This is a genomic window from Lentimicrobium sp. S6, from assembly GCF_013166635.1.
Lineage (GTDB): Bacteria > Bacteroidota > Bacteroidia > Bacteroidales > UBA12170 > UBA12170.
In genome coordinates this window covers 1-1034 of the sequence record NZ_JABKBZ010000218.1, presented here as the reverse complement: position 1 = coordinate 1034, position 1034 = coordinate 1, and the positions used below count along the sequence as shown (strand labels likewise).

1 protein-coding gene is annotated in these 1034 nt (G+C 30.7%); it reads right to left on the bottom strand.

Annotated elements, in window-relative coordinates:
• Positions 1-135: 135 nt before the first annotated feature.
• Positions 136-1002 carry a hypothetical protein gene (locus HNS40_RS22420; protein WP_172284940.1) on the bottom strand — a complete coding sequence of 289 codons (867 nt, stop codon included), beginning with the start codon at positions 1000-1002 and terminating at the stop codon, positions 136-138.
• Between the last annotated feature and the right edge of the window lie 32 nt (positions 1003-1034).

The following is a 1034-nucleotide window of genomic DNA, read 5'->3' as shown; positions in this document are numbered from 1 at the left end:
AACGTTTTGAATATGGTGCGTTTGGCATTTCAACGCTCCAATCTTTCAACTTACCACTATGTTTATTTATTACTATTATCTTCATTATTAGCACTATCTGCCAAATGCACTATATTTTTTGTTGGCAACCGTAATTTATTCATCATCAACTACTTTTCGGTTTCTAATTGTATGAACTTCGTTAATTAATTCAAGGTTTTTCTTTAATGATTTGATGTCCACATTGAGCATAAATTCTTTGTATCGATTGTATGTAAATCCAATATCTTTTTCTTCCAGTTTCTTCTTTATTGCTTCAACTTTTTCGTCATCTTTTACTGAAAAGAAAAGTGCCGAAGTCGGTTTCATTCTTTTGCAAAACCAATAGGCATTTCTTCCGTCAATATTTATACTAATATAACTTTGGGTGTAACGCAAATTGATTCTGTCGTGTTTTTCTTTTAATGAATTAAACAATTCTTTTGCATTTGAATTTGTCCAAGGGGAATCATTATTCCAAGTTGATTCATTTACTTGCTTTAAATCTTCTTCATCTTCTTCTGGCTCAATATAAATATCAATGATTTTTGAAAAATTTAATATTCTCTCTCCATTTACTTCCAATAAATCTGCTTGTATTGCAATCATTGGAATATTTAAACTCATTAATTGAATTACATTAAAATATCTTCTGTCAAAAGACTCCGCGATTAATACGCAGAAATGTTGTCTTTGTGGATATTTTCTTTTTTCATTGTCCCAGTATTCTATTGAACGAATTATGTGAGAAGGGTCAGTTTCGCCAAGCATAACTTCAACTTCATACATTAAATTTTCAGTCGGTTCTTTCAGAAGAATATCAAGTCTGCCGCCACTTGATTGTTTTTTCTCTTTATTAACAGCAACCAAGTCTCCAAGTCCTAAAATCTTTGGATTTTCGTAGATAATATCTTGAAGCCAGTATTCATCTTTCCCAGCATTTCGTATAAATATTTTCTTTCCTATTTTAATCTCATTTTCCATAGTGTACTGTCTTTATTTTTATGGTTGCCAAC

Bases quoted from the DNA above. Each gene is read 5' to 3' on its own strand.
- HNS40_RS22420 (WP_172284940.1), bottom strand. From the start codon at position 1,002: ATGGAAAATGAGATTAAAATAGGAAAGAAAATATTTATACGAAATGCT.